Annotated in this window: 8 protein-coding genes; all 8 read right to left on the bottom strand. The window is 66.5% G+C overall.

The window, feature by feature from the left end; translation table 11 throughout:
- Nucleotides 1-16: 16 nt before the first annotated feature.
- The 8 genes from fabD to AEP_RS18395 all read right to left on the bottom strand — a co-directional run bounded on the left by fabD (nt 17) and on the right by AEP_RS18395 (nt 13,019).
- On the bottom strand, nt 17-859 hold the full coding sequence (gene fabD / locus AEP_RS18430) for an ACP S-malonyltransferase (RefSeq protein WP_087496742.1): 843 nt from the start codon (nt 857-859) through the stop codon (nt 17-19).
- Entirely contained in the window at nt 853-1,698 is an 846-nt protein-coding gene (locus tag AEP_RS18425) for a thioesterase II family protein (RefSeq protein WP_157673214.1), read from the bottom strand. The genes fabD and AEP_RS18425 overlap by 7 nt, the downstream gene beginning before the upstream one ends.
- 1 nt (nt 1,699) lies before the next feature.
- Nucleotides 1,700-2,455: a 4'-phosphopantetheinyl transferase family protein gene (locus AEP_RS18420; RefSeq protein WP_087496740.1), complete on the bottom strand. Its 756-nt coding sequence runs from the start codon at nt 2,453-2,455 to the stop codon at nt 1,700-1,702.
- On the bottom strand, nt 2,452-3,114 hold the full coding sequence (locus AEP_RS18415) for a DUF6434 domain-containing protein (protein ID WP_232459869.1): 663 nt from the start codon (nt 3,112-3,114) through the stop codon (nt 2,452-2,454). Before AEP_RS18415 ends, AEP_RS18420 begins: the two co-directional genes overlap by 4 nt.
- A 45-nt stretch (nt 3,115-3,159) precedes the next feature.
- On the bottom strand, nt 3,160-3,597 hold the full coding sequence (locus AEP_RS18410) for a GyrI-like domain-containing protein (RefSeq protein ID WP_087496739.1): 438 nt from the start codon (nt 3,595-3,597) through the stop codon (nt 3,160-3,162).
- Nucleotides 3,598-3,797: 200 nt separating this feature from the next.
- Nucleotides 3,798-5,168 (bottom strand): MATE family efflux transporter, encoded by a 1,371-nt coding sequence (locus tag AEP_RS18405; protein WP_087496738.1) that lies wholly within the window; start codon nt 5,166-5,168, stop codon nt 3,798-3,800.
- Nucleotides 5,169-5,187: 19 nt separating this feature from the next.
- Nucleotides 5,188-6,756, bottom strand: coding sequence for a 4-hydroxyphenylacetate 3-hydroxylase family protein (locus AEP_RS18400; protein WP_198301858.1), 1,569 nt, complete (start codon nt 6,754-6,756; stop codon nt 5,188-5,190).
- A gap of 14 nt (nt 6,757-6,770) precedes the next feature.
- Nucleotides 6,771-13,019 (bottom strand): alpha/beta fold hydrolase, encoded by a 6,249-nt coding sequence (locus AEP_RS18395; RefSeq protein WP_087496737.1) that lies wholly within the window; start codon nt 13,017-13,019, stop codon nt 6,771-6,773.
- Between the last annotated feature and the right edge of the window lie 17 nt (nt 13,020-13,036).

Raw genomic sequence — 13,036 nt, 5'->3', positions numbered from 1 at the left:
TGATCTGGACTCCCGTTCAGTGAAGTGTGAGGTTGGCTTTAGCCAGCGTGGTCAGCACCGTGCCGGGGCCGACTTCTTGGAACAGCATCGGCCCTTGCTGGCGCAGGTAGGCCAGGCTCTGGCGCCACTGCACCGGCCGGGTCAGGTGCTCGGACAGGCGCTCGGGCCAGTCGCGCCCGTCGTGCGGCCGGGCGCTCAGGTTCGAGACCACCGGCAGTCGGCCGGGCTTGAAGCTGTAGCGCGCGCAGAACTGGCGGAACTCGGCCGCAGCATCGGCCATGAAGCGTGTGTGGAACGCGCCGCTGACCTTCAGCGGCACGACCTTGCCGATGTTGCCGGCGCTGATGCGCCGCGAGGCCTCCTCGACCGCGGCCACCGAGCCGGCGCAGACGAGCTGCTTGGGCGAGTTGTCGTTGGCGATGCAGAAATCCGGCGACAGATCGTCGGCCACCGCCTGCAGCTGCGCCAGGTCGGGGTCGAGCACCGCGATCATCGTGCCCTTGCCGTTCTGCCGCGCCATCAGCTCGCCACGCATCTTCACCAGCTGCAGGCCGGTCTCGAAATCGATCACGCCCGCACTCAGCAGCGCGTTGTATTCGCCTAGGCTGTGGCCGATCACGAAGTCCGGCTCGACGCCGGTGCGGCGCACCGACATCTCGGCCAGCGCGTTGACGGCGAACAGGGCCGGCTGCGTGAAGGCGGTGTCGTTCAGCTTCGGCCCGCTCTGCTGGCACAACGCCGGCAGATCGTAGCCGAGGATCGCGTTGGCCTGCTCGACCTGGCGCGGGAACTGCTCGAATAAGGCAGCCCCCATGCCGCGGTGCTGGGCACCCTGACCCGGAAACATGAAGGTCAGCATGAAGTCCTCCTGGCTGTGTCTAGTACTCTCATCAAGTTCTCCATCACGGGTGCATGCGCGCTTCTTAAGAAAAAGTGACCACCGGGAAACAGGTGCCTGACGAAGGCGTCGCCGGCGAAGTCGTCCCAACGGAAGATGCGTTCGATCGACACCTCGGGGTCGTCGGCGCCGCCCCACACATGTATCGCGCAGCGCAGCGGTTCGGGCGTCGCGCAGTGGTGCGCGTCGGCAATCGCGAAGTCCGCCTGGAAGGTGCGCATGAAGACATCCAGGAACGGGCCGTCCTGCAGCAGCACCGGGTCCGTTCCGCCAAGCCGGGTCAACTCGCGAACGATCTTTTCGCGCGAGAACGCAGCGCGGCTGACGGTGGGGCGGACGGCGCTCGGCGCACCTCGCCCGGCCAACACCAGGGCCAGCGGCATGCGCCGCCCTTGCCGCTGCCGGCGCAGCGCGAGCTCGAAGGCCAGGATCGCGCCCATGCTGAAGCCGAACAGCACGTACGGTTGGTCGGTCAGCTCGTGCAGCTCTTCATCCATGGCGTCGAGCAGTAGCGGCAGCTCGGTGAATGGCGGTTCAGACAAGCGCCGACCGCGGCCCGGCAACTGCACGGCGGTGAACTCGAGCCATTCGAGCGACTGGAACTCTTTCAGCCAGGGCTGGAAGAAGCTCGCGTTGCCCCCCGCGTGGTGGAAAGCGATGAGCCGCAGCCGCGCGCCGGGCGCGCCGGTCTGAAGCCCGACCCACGGCGAGCGAACGGGCCGCGCGCTCACGATCGGAGCGGGCGACGGTGCCAGGGCCGGAGTGGGCGCCGGTCTTGTCAAAGCGTCCAGGTACGACATCTCAAATCCTCCATCCTTGCCATGACCACTGTCGAACGGTGGGCGACGGCCGCACGCCGTTGGCTTGGGGCTGCGCCCAGGCCAACGCCGCAGACCAGCCGGCGCCGGGCATGTCCAGCGACCACAGTTGTAGCCCTTGCATCGTCGAAGGGCCGTCCAGCAGCCGCGGTCGGAACTGCGGTCGGAACTCGACACTGAAGGCATCCAGCGGAAACCGCAGGCCGACGCCGGTGGCCTTCAGGCAGGCCTCCTTCAGCGTCCACCAGCGATGAAAAACGTGCATGCGTTGGTCGTCGGACAACGTCCAGAACGCTTCCTTCTCGCTGACGCTGAAATAGCGCCCGACCATCGCCATCAGGTGCGCCGGCTCGGACCAGCGCTCCAGGTCGACGCCGACCTCGTGCCGCCACGACACCGCCACCAGCGCCATGCCCGCTGAGTGGGACAAGTTGAAGTGCAGCGGGCGCGGCGCGTCGGCCAGGCAGGGCTTGCCGTTGGCATCGGTACGCAGCGCGATCGCGTCCGGCGCGCGGCCCAGCGACAGGCCGAGGACCCCGCGCAGCGCTGCATGCGCCGCCAGGTAACGCTGGCGCAGCGGCGCAAAGGCAAACCGGTCCGCACGCGCGCGCTCGCCGGCGTCCAGCACTTGCGCGCAGTCGTCGGCGCGGGCGTGCGGGTCGTCCAGGTCGACCTGCCACACGTGCAGGCCGTCGTTTGGGGCTGGACAGGCCATGCAGCGGCCGGCGGAATCGATCATGCTTGTGGGTCTCGGTAGGGGTGCGCGGCTCGGCTGTCCTCGGCGTCCCGTGCGGCGATGCTGCTGGCGTAGTCACGTGGCCCGCACGACTGGCGCAGGGCGTTCCAGGCGGCTGCCGCGTCCTTCAGGGTCTTGCCCTGGTTGCGCTCCTTGTCGCGCATGTAGTCCCGGACGAAGCGGTTGTATTCCCAGGTGTGCATCAGCGTGGACTTGTAGTTCTTGTCCTTGCGCCGCTCGTGTTCGGCGATCCATTCGGTCGCCAAGTCGCCATAGGTTAGTTGTCGGTGCGTGTTGGCACGGCGAAATCTCTGCAGGTGCGCGGTGAAGTGAAAGTGCGGGCCAATGACTGACTCGAATAAGGCTCGGGTGTTGGCATCGCACTTGTAGTCGGGACCGATCCGTGTTTCGAACGTGATCGTGTGATCGCCGGTAGCTGCACGAGTCGCTCTGGTACGAGCAGACTCCCGTGGCGTCATGACCAGCCTACCGCAGAGGTGATCGCGAATCCTTTCTAACACTTCGTGCTTGTGCCCCTGGGTCGACAGACCCTGCTCGCGGCAATAAGTCACCAACTCCTGCATGTACCAGTAGAACGCGTCGAGCGCCTCCGGTGCCATGTTAGGTTCCAGCGACGGACGATCGGGATGTACCTTCAGCATGGTGGTTTTCAACTTCGATGACTTGCGCAACAGCCTCACTCCCTGTCATTTCACAGACACATACACGTCGGCACCCTGTGAGCTAATTAGCTCGAAGTCGCAAGCGTAGCGACGATTCAAATCAGTACGACCCCAAACGTGTTTCCAAACATCACGGATACCATTTGGGTTGGCAGTGTGAAACTTCGCATAACGCCCTTTTTCAACATGGTGCATCACCAACTCCTCGTTCATTGGAGGAACATACGGATGCAGCAGTGCGCCCAGGACAATTGTGTAGGGGCCGTTGGCATCGCTTTCATAATCAAAATATGCCTCGCAAATTTCAGAATCGCCTTCAAGACCAAGCTTACGCTTGATACTTCGTTCAAAAAATTCCTTCCATAGAAGTTCTATTTTCTTGAAACCAGCATCGCTGTTGTCCACTCTGGAAGAGATGCCAACAATTGTCACGCCGCCATAATCAACAATTTCATATTCCATTAAATTCTCCAAATTCAGTTAAATCGAAAAGTAAGCGCCGTAGCACAAGTTTCGCTCCGAAAAACTTAGCTAAGTCATTGTTTTTAAAGCAGACGGCGCAAAGGTCGTGGAGCGAAACTTATCGGGGCTGCTTACTTGTGCGGAATTTTTCGTGCAGGTAGGTCTTTGCCGCCAGTCAGCATCAATCAAAGATAGAGTACTCATAGCGCTTCCTTGGCTACAGAAACAGACATCGTTAACGCCTTACTCTGCCACCTACCAGACTGCCAGCGCCGGAAATTGATCATGCCGCGCAGCGTTTCGTCAACCACCAGCCCAACCCACAGGCCAGCCATGCCCAGGCCACTGTAGAGGCACAGGTAGACGGCCAGCGGCACGGCCACCAGCCAGGTCACCCCCAGCCCGACGGCCGCCGGGTAGTTGGCATCGCCCGCCGCCTTAAGCGCGAAGCTGGACAGCGTACCGAACGAGCGCGCCGGCTCGAGAAGGATCGCCAGCACCAGCAGGTCCATGCTGATCGCGATGATCTTCGGGTCCTTGGTGAAGATGCCCACCAGAGTGCCCCCCGATGCCCAAAGCGCGAGCGCGATCAGCAGGCTGCCCACCACCGCGATGCGCAGGTTCGATGTCAGCACCGCGTTGGCCGCCTGCGGCTGCCCAGATCCGACCAGGATCGCCACCAGCACCTGGTTGCCGATCGAGACCGCCGCGGCCCAGCAGATTGCCACCGTGGCCAAGTTCATCACGTAGACGCGTGCCGCCATCGCCTCGGTGCCGAGGTGAACGGCCGCCGCGGCGATCACCAGCATCGCCAGCTCGGCCGACACCGGTTGCACGACAGACGGCACGCCGATGCGAAGCACGTTGCGGATTGGCTCGGCCGGCGCGGCGAAGAAGGCCCGCCACTCGTGCGGCGACCTTACCTTGGTCAGCATCACGACGACATAGAACACGATCACCACTACCTGCGCCAGAATGGTGGCCAACGCGACGCCTTCGATGCCCATGCCTGCCCGCTGGAAGACGATGTTCAGCACGATGTTGACGACGATCGCGACGACGCCGCCGAACATCGTCCAGACAGTCTGGCCGCGCGACACGAACACCGTGCCGATCGCGTACTTCAGCCCGATAAAGACCAGCGCCGGCGCGATGGCCGACATGAATTCGGTTGCGTGACGATGCTCGTCGCTGGCCAGCCCCAGGCCCGCGGCGATCGCCGACGCGCCCTGGCCCATCACCAGCGCGGCCAGCAGGCCCAAGCCGGCGTTGACCACCAGCGCGGCACAATAGATCCGGCCCGCCTCCTTGGCCTGGCCGGCACCGTTGAACTGGCCGGCGGCGTTGCTGGCGCCCTGCGCCATCATCATTGCAACCAGCACGCAGACCATGAAGATCGGGATCGTCGTGCCGACACTCGCCGCGACAGCGTCGGAGATCCGGCTGAGGAAGAAAGAATCCGAGAAGAACACCGAGAAAGTCAGCACCAACTCGATAAACACCGGGATCACGATGGCCCACACTGGGGGCAGTTGTTGCGGGCCCCCAGGGGCAGTTTGTTGTTGGCTCATGGCAGGGTCGTCCTTTTTGTCATTGGAGAGAGGATTCGGGCAGCGCGTGGACGGCCGGCGCGGCAGCGGGCGCCTTGGTGGCGCACTCGGGCACCGGGCGGTCCTGCAGGCCGAACGACGGCGATGCGATCGCCTCCTGGATTCGCTGGGTAATCGCCGAGCGGTCCAGGGTGTTGAACAGCGCGATGCGGTTGCGCGCCAGGTCGCCGCGGTTCCACTTTTCGTAGAGCTCCTGGCGCATGCCGTAGCTGTCGCAAGTCAGGTCCCAGGCCATGCGGAACAGCCGGGCCTTGCGGTCGACATCGATGTCCTTGCCGCACATGTAGCGCTCGAGCAGCGGGCGCAGCTCGGGCGATACCAGGTCCGCTTCGCTGGGCTGCATCAGCAGGCCCGAGGCACCGAGCTCGCGCAGGATCTCGCTGGCCCGCGTGCCTATCTGCGCCGCGAAGGCATCGGGACCGAGCGTCGAGCCCGGCGCCAGCAGCCCACCCGGTGTGCGAGCCGTCTGCTTTTCCATGCCCAGCAGCGCCAGCTTGGTCATCTCGACATAGGTGGCAAGCTCGCCGAGCTTGCCCTGGATCTCGCGGAAGCCGCTGACGCCGATCGAATCGCTGACCATCGCGGCGACCGCCAGGTGGGTCATCATCCGGTGATAGAAGCGGATTTGGCCGACATAGAGAGACCAGACGTTCAGGCGCCGGAAGCCGTCGAAAGCGGTCTTGGCGTCGCGTAGCAGGAAGATGCGGTTGCGCGGCACGAAGACGTCTTCGAAGAACAGCATCGCGTCCTGTTCGTCATAGCGGCCGGCGAACGGGTGGGCAAAGCTACCCTCGGTGCGCGGCAGTGCCTCGCGGCACATCACGCGCAGGCCCGGCGTCTGCATCGGCAGGGCGCACCAAATCACGAACTCCGGCTTGTCGCGCATCGCGAACGTCGGCGACATGTAGATCAGCACCTCGTGCGCGAACGGCGCCAGCGTCGCCACCTGCTTCGCGCCGCGTATCACCACGCCATCGGGCGTCTCGCGCACCACGCGCAGCGCCAGGTCGGGGTTGTCGCTCGGGCCGGCCGAGCGGTCGATCTGCGGGTCACCGATCGCATGGGTGATGCTCAGGTCGTGGCGGCTGCAGTAGGCGTGGTAGTGCGCCGCATTGTCGCCGAACTGCGGGTCGACTTTGGCCAAGGCCTCGCGGTAGTCGTACAGGCCGACCACCACGTTAGCCATGAAGTCGGGCACCCGGGGCAGCTGGCCCCAGCTGTGCTCCATCCACAGGTGCGAGTTGGCCCACTTGGCCTGCAGCTGCTCTTCGGTGTAGGGCAGCGCATACGAGTGGCTGACGCGATACGGCGCGCCTTCGAGCGGCTCGGACATCGCCTCGCGCAGGTCGGAGCGGTGCTGCAGGTCGTACAGGCGCGCCATCTCGTTGCGCAACCCGGCGAACGCCGGGTGCTCGGTGACGCTGACGCGGCGGCCATCGAGCCACAGGTCGCGTGAATCGCGCAGGCTCTGGATGTAACCCACACCGGTCAGGCAGCCCGTGGCTTGGTCCAGCCGCATCTCGAGCTGGTAGGAAAGTGAATTGCGCATGGTTGTCAGGACCTTCAGGAAAGGACAGAGGAATCGGCCGCGGCCTCCGACGTGAGCGTCGCATCGACCTGAGTCACGAAGCGGGTCAGCACGTCGTCGAACTCGCCCGAGTGGGTCAGGAACGGGTAGTGGCCCGAGCCCTTGATCTCGACCAGGCCGGAGCCGACCGTGGCCTCGTGCATCTTCTGCGAGTGCACCGGGCGGATCACGGTGTCCAGATCGCCGAACAGGAAGTTCACCGGCAGGCGGATCTCGCGCATCCAGTCCAGCGTCGACAGCGTGATCATCTCGTTCAGGTAGCGCATCGCGACCAGCGGGTTGGCGCATTGGCTGCCGATCAACAGGCCGCCCATGCGCTCGGTCTCGAGCCGGCGCGGATCGTCGGCCGACCACTGCGCCGCGACGGTGTCGAAGTCCAGCTTCAGCGACCCGGAGACGGTCTGGATCATCTGCATCACCTCTTCGATCGAGAGGTTGTCGGCCGTCACCGGTGGCAGGTCGGCCCCGTCGTAGAAGCCGCCGACCATGCTCAGCGACGCAACCTGTTCCGGATGGAAGCGGGCCAGGTGCGCCGCCGCGATCGAGCCGAAGCACGACGACACCAGGTGCGCCGGCTGCGCGCCGATCAGACGCTGCAGCACCTCGGAGAACACGCGCGACACGCCGGCGGCGGTCGACTCGCGGATCGCCTTGCTGAGCCCGTAGCCCGGCGCGTGGATCACTATCAGGCGGTACTGCGTGCGCAGCGACTCCAGTTGTCGCAGCCAGACCGGCGCGGTCAGCGCGACCGCCGGCATCAGCACCAGCGACGAGCCCTCCCCGGTGACGAACACCTCGACCTGCGGGCACGAAGGCACTTCGACCAACAGGTGCAGCAGCTCGTCCGCACCGACCTCGGCCGTGCCGCTCGCTTGCGCATTTGCCAGCTGGCCTTCGCGGAAGAGGTCACCGTACGAGAACAGGAACGACTCGATCTGGTCGGCTGGGATGCGGCGCAGCACGCGGGCCCGGTCGGACAGCTCGGCCGCCGTCGGCCCGGTCGACGTCGTCAGGACCTGTACCGGCGTCTCGTCCACCGCGACGGGCGTAGGCGCCTGCGTCTCGGTTGGTACCGCAACCGCAACCGCGGCCGGAGCCGACCCGCCCAACAACTGGCGCGCCTGTTCGACATGGTTGTTGATCAGGAACTCGGCGACCTCGCGCACCGACTGGTAGTTGAGGAACAGCGTCGCGGGCAGCGTGCCAGCCAGCTCTTCGAGTGCGCGGTGCAAGTTGACGACGATCAGCGAGTCGACACCGAAGTCGGCCAAGTCGGCATCAAGGTCGATCTTCTCGCGCTCGATCATCAGCGTGTCGGCCACGATCGCCCGCACGCTTTCCGCCACCGCGTCGACGGTCAACGCCGCCTCGACATGCGCCACTTTGGCCTGCTGCGAGATCTGCTCGATCACCTTGCCGACCTCGCGGCCCGCCTCGGCGACCTTCGACTCGACGACCGGGCGCGCCGTGGGCTTCGCCGGTGCCGGCTGGGCCGACTTCGGCAGCTCGACACCCATGCGTTCGAGCACGGCATCCGAGACGTTCAGTGCCATCACCTGGCCCAGCCCACTGGCCAGCAGGCGCTCGATCGCCTGGCCGCCTTGTTCGCCGTTGAGCGGGTAGATGCCCTTGGCGCGCAGCAGCTCGGGGTCGCCGCGGTCGTTGCCTTCCCAGAAGCCCCAGTTGATGACGTGGACCGGCCAGCCGGTCTCTTCGCGCAGGTGCAGGCTGAAGGCGTCCTGGAAGTTGCAGGCCACCGTGTAGGCGCCCCAGCCCTTGTTGCCGACAAACGCCTCGCCCGACGAGAAGAACATCAGGAAGTCGAGGTCGCGACCCTTCAGCGCGCGGTACAACGCGTGCGAGCCGATCGTCTTGGCATGCAGCGCGTCGATGAACTCGGCTTCGGTCAGCGTCGCCAGACGGCCGCCCGAGAACGCCATCGCCGAATGGAACACCCCGCGCAGCGTCCCCATCTCGGCTTCGATCTTCTGCAGTGCCTTGGCCAGCTTCTTGTCGTCGCCAATGTCGGCCTGGTAGTAGCGGACGCGGCCAGCGTCCACTTTGGCGCACTGGGCCAGCATCGCGTCGTCCGCCGCGCGGCGGCCAATCCACGCGATGTTGGCGCCGCAGCGCTCGGCCAGGTATTGGCTGATGCGCACGCCGACATTGCCGGCGCCGCCGACGATCACGTAGACACCGTCGTCACGCCACGCGCTCGCCTGCGGCTGCGCCAGGCTGGCCGGCCGCAGCGTGCGGCGATAGGCCTTGCCGCCGCGCAGCGCCAGCTGCTGCCCGTCGCCGACGCCGGCGATCACGCGGTCGAGGTCCTGGCCCAGTTCGGGCGTCAGCGCCACGACGCCTTCGCCGAGCGCCAGGTCGACCCACTGGGTCGCGACGTGCAGCAGCTCATTGGTCAGCGCCTTCGCGAAGCCGAGCAGGCCGGCGGTGAACGGTTGAATCACATCGTCGTCAGCGATCTTCGCGACGGCGTTGCTGACGATCCGCAGCGACCAGCGCTGGCGCGACGCGTTCTGTGCCTCGATCGCCTTGACCAGGCGCAGCAGCATCGCCGTGCTGGCCGTCTGCACGTCGCTCAGCTCCTTGGTGCTGCGCGGATGCCAGTGCTCGATGTTGACACCGCCGAGGAAATAGACCGAGTCGATCGCGCCGATGTGCTGCACGCAGGCAGGCAGGGCCGCTTCGTCGGTCAGTGCCACGCTCCATGAGCGCGCCGACAGCACCGCCGTCTTGCCGCCCAGCACGATCTCGTGTACCGGCTGGTTCAGCCGCTTCTTCAACCCTTTGGCGACGAACGCGGCGGCGCTCGGGTAGACGAGCACCACGGCCCCCTTCGCCTCGCCAGCAGTCGGCTCGGCCATCGGCAGCGCGTGCTCGACCCACTCGGGGCGGTAGAACATGCGCTCCAGCAACGGGTCGCCCTGGTTCGCACTCAGCCCGCGCGCGGTCATCCAGATGCGCCCTTCCGCGTCGAGCGCGTCGACGGCATAGCCACCTTCGGGCAGCATCCGCAGGAAGATCGAGCCCGCCGGCGCCGACACGCCCACCAGCCGGACATGGTCGACTCGCCAGGCCGACGCATCGCTGCCGGCGGCGCCGGGCCAGGCGCGAGCCACCAGGCCAGCCGCCGCATCGACCAGCGCCAATGCCGCCTGCCAGGCAGGCAGCGTGCGCTGTGCAAGCTGATACCGCGCCACCGCGGTCTGCTCACCGGTAGCCGCATCGTCCATGCTCACGCCCGCAGCGCGGAACGCCGGCAGCGCCTGCGGGCAGCGGGCCTTGATCGCGGCCAGGTCCGTCGTCGCGGCGACCACCTCGCTACCGGTCTCGTCGCGCTGGCGCAGCACTGCGCCGGCCAGCGGTTGGGCCGCCTCATCCAGCAGGCGAACCGCAGGCGCTTCGGCGCCGGCCGGGCCCTGCGCGATCTCCAGCGTCAAGGCGGCGCCGGCGTCGAGCGTCGCGCCGCGCTGCCAGCGCACATCGTTCGCGCTGCCGCGCTCGCCGACGAAGTCCGCCGCCTCGCCGATCCAGCCCATGATGCGGGCCTCGGCAGCGCCATCGGCGGCGACGTCGTCCCAACGCAGATCGAATCGCAGCGTGCCGTCCAGGCTCTGCAGCGCGTTCAACTGGGCCGCCAGGCCGCTGACGGCGGCCGCCGGCTTCACCGTCGTCGCGGCGTTGTTCACCCAGCAGCGTTCCTTGGCGAACGGGTACAAGGGCAGGTCGACATGGCGCACCGGCCAACCCCGGTGGCATTCGGCCCACGGCACGCTGGCGCCGTGGCACCACAGGCGCGCCAGCTTGGCCCACTTGCGGCCGCGGGCTAGTGAGCGCAGGAACTCCTGGTCCTGCTCGCCATCGGCCTGCACGCGGTCGCGGTTCGACGCGGGGCTGTTCGCCACGCCTTCGGCCTCCTGCGCACCGGCCAGGAAACGCTCGAGCCGCTCGCGCAGCTGGCCGAGGCTGTCGGCTTCGACCGCCAGCCGTTTGGCCTGAGCCTCGCGGCCCACTTGCAGCGTGTAGGCCAGGTTGGCAAAGCGCTCCGGTTCGTTCGCGCTCGTCGCCACACCGGCCCCGCCGGCCAGCGCGCAGAGCTGGCCCACCGTGCCGGCGCGCAGCACGTCTTCGGCCGTCAATGCGGTTTCAAAAGCCTGGTTGATGCGCCGCGCCATTCGCTCGGCAGCCCAGAAGTCCACCGACAGATCGGTCCACGCATCGCCCGCATCCAGCAGGCCGACCGACACGCCCAGCGCGCCGGCCACGACAGCCATCACCTCTTCGGCCGCAGGCCCGGCGGCCACGCGCGCCGGTGCATCGGACAGCGCGCTGGCCACGAAGCGCTGCACCACCGCCTGCAGGCGCTCGTTGTTCTTCGCCGAGAAGACGAACAGCTGCGACGAGGCGGGCACTGCCGCGGCCGCCTGTGGTGCCTCGACGAACTCTTCGAGCACCACGTGGCCGTTCGCGCCACCGGCGCCAAACGAGCTGACCCCCGCACGCCGCGGCACGCGAACGTCGAGCCCCTGCTCGTCCTTCAGCACCGGCTGGCGCCACGGTGCCAGCGTACGTTGCACGACGAACGGCGTCTTGTCGAAGTCGATGTTCTTGTTCAGCACCTCGGTGTGGATCGACGGCACCAGCTGCCGATGCCGCATCTGCAGCACCACTTTCGCGATGCCGGCAAAGCCGGCAGCCGACTCGAGGTGCCCAACGTTTGACTTGACCGAGCCGAGCGCGCAGTAGCCGACCTCGTCGGACGATTCACCAAATACCTGCGTCAGTGCACGCACCTCGATCGGGTCGCCCAGCGCGGTGCCGGTGCCATGGCCTTCGATGTAGCTGATCGTGCGCGGGTCGACACGGGCCGCGTCGAGCGCCTCCTTGATCAGCGAGGCCTGCAGCTTCGGGTTCGGCACCGTGTAGGCGTTCGACTTGCCGCCATGGTTGATCGCCGAGCCTCGGATCAGCGCCAGGATGCGATCGCCGTCGCGCTGGGCGGCGCTCAAGGGCTTGAGCAGCAGCGCGCCGACACCATCGCCCGGCACATAGCCATCACCGCCTTCGCCGTAGGCACGGCACAGGCCTTCGGTCGACGCGAAGCCGGTCTTGCTGAGGAACATGTACTTGTTCGGATGCACGGTGACGTTCACGCCCCCGGCGATCGCCAGCTCGGTCTCGCCGCGGCGCAGGCTTTCGCACGCCAGGTGCACCGTGGTCAACGACGACGAGCACATAGTGTCCAGCCCGATGCTCGGGCCGGTGAAGTTGAACCAGTACGACACCCGGTTGGCGATCGACGCGTACGACGAGCCGGCGTTCGCCGAGTCAACACCGTAGAGCTGGTACTGGCTCCACATCGCACCGGCATAGACGCCCACCTTGCGCCCAGCCAACTGCTCCCTGGCGTAGCCCGCATCCTCGATCGTGTGATAGACCGTCTCGAGGAACAGCCGCTCCTGCGGGTCCAGCGACTGGGCTTCGAGGTTCGAGATGTTGAAGAACAGCGGGTCGAACTTGTCGACGTCGTTCATGAACCCGCCCCAGCGGGTGTACGACTTGCCTTCGACGCCCTTCTCGGTGGTCCAGATCTCGCGCCAGTCCCACAGCTCGGCCGGCACTTCGGAGATGCAGTTCTTGCCGGCCACGAGGTTGGCCCAGAACTCGTCCAGGTTGTCGGCCATCGGGAAGCGACCACTCATGCCGATGATCGCGATCGGTTCGTCCTGCGGGTTCGGTGCCGCCGCCGGCTCGTCGGCCAGCAAGAACGCGCAAGGCATGGCGGCGCCCGGCTCCTGGGCGGCGACGGCCGGCGCGGACACTGCGGCTTGCACCGGCACCGGGGCCGACGGCGCGGCGGCGGGGGCAGGCGCTGCCACCGCCACGATCGGCTCGGGCTTCACCACGGCCGATGCCGGCACAGGTGTCGGCTCGGTGGCCGGCTGCGGGTATTCGCGGGCCAGGAAGCCCGCCAGCTCGCGAATGGTCTGGAACTCGAAGAACAGTGTCTTCGCGAGCTCACCGAAAGTCTCTTCCAGGCGCCGGGTAATCGCCACCACCATCACCGACTCGATGCCGTATTCCTCGAAGGTGGTGTCGCTGGCCAGCTGATGGGCCGGCAGCTTGGTCTCCTGCATGATCGCGTGGCGAACGATCTCTTCCACGCGTTTCGGCCACGCATCACGACCGTTCGTTTCAGTGTTGGACATGCCTTCTCCTTGTTCGT

The sequence above is a fragment of the Curvibacter sp. AEP1-3 genome (genome assembly GCF_002163715.1).
Classification (GTDB): Bacteria; Pseudomonadota; Gammaproteobacteria; order Burkholderiales; family Burkholderiaceae_C; genus Allorhodoferax.
This window is presented reverse-complemented; position numbering and strand designations above follow the sequence as displayed.

Bases quoted from the DNA above. Each gene is read 5' to 3' on its own strand.
- fabD (WP_087496742.1), bottom strand. From the start codon at position 859: ATGCTGACCTTCATGTTTCCGGGTCAGGGTGCCCAGCACCGCGGCATG.
- AEP_RS18425 (WP_157673214.1), bottom strand. From the start codon at position 1,698: ATGTCGTACCTGGACGCTTTGACAAGACCGGCGCCCACTCCGGCCCTG.
- AEP_RS18420 (WP_087496740.1), bottom strand. From the start codon at position 2,455: ATGATCGATTCCGCCGGCCGCTGCATGGCCTGTCCAGCCCCAAACGAC.
- AEP_RS18415 (WP_232459869.1), bottom strand. From the start codon at position 3,114: ATGCTGAAGGTACATCCCGATCGTCCGTCGCTGGAACCTAACATGGCA.
- AEP_RS18410 (WP_087496739.1), bottom strand. From the start codon at position 3,597: ATGGAATATGAAATTGTTGATTATGGCGGCGTGACAATTGTTGGCATC.
- AEP_RS18405 (WP_087496738.1), bottom strand. From the start codon at position 5,168: ATGAGCCAACAACAAACTGCCCCTGGGGGCCCGCAACAACTGCCCCCA.
- AEP_RS18400 (WP_198301858.1), bottom strand. From the start codon at position 6,756: ATGCGCAATTCACTTTCCTACCAGCTCGAGATGCGGCTGGACCAAGCC.
- AEP_RS18395 (WP_087496737.1), bottom strand. From the start codon at position 13,019: ATGTCCAACACTGAAACGAACGGTCGTGATGCGTGGCCGAAACGCGTG.